The sequence below is a fragment of the Streptomyces sp. STR69 genome, from assembly GCF_024519455.1.
GTDB lineage: Bacteria > Actinomycetota > Actinomycetes > Streptomycetales > Streptomycetaceae > Streptomyces.
Map to the genome: position 1 here is coordinate 1 of NZ_JALJRY010000109.1, position 399 is coordinate 399.

The following is a 399-nucleotide window of genomic DNA, read 5'->3' on the forward strand; positions in this document are numbered from 1 at the left end:
GCCCGGCGCCGAGGTCGTAGACGCTGGTCCACTCGTCGCCGCTGCGGATGGCGTAGCCGTGGGTCTGCACCCAGATGTGCCGGCCCCCCGCGATCCAGGTCGAGCTGTTCTTCGCGTCGGCCGTGATCGGGGCGATGAAGCGGGCCTCGCCGGTGGCGTTGTCTGCGGGGGCGACGTTGTACGACGTGATCTTGCTGGGGTCGGTGACCCAACTCCCGTCGTTGATCGCGCAGTTCTGCGTGACCTGGAGGGCGAGGTAGACGTACTCCTCGGCGATGTTGCAGCCGTTGGCCGGGTCGGTGAGGGTGTCGCCGCCGTCGCCGCCGAAGTTGGAGCCCATGACCGTGTCGTTGCTGCGCAGGATCGACTGGCCGTTGTCCTGGAGGCCGCCGGTGACGG

At 68.9% G+C, this 399-nt stretch carries 1 pseudogene; it reads right to left on the reverse strand.

What is annotated here, in order from left to right:
• Positions 1-399 (reverse strand): annotated as a pseudogene (locus tag OC490_RS49175) (glycosyl hydrolase); the annotation flags it as partial.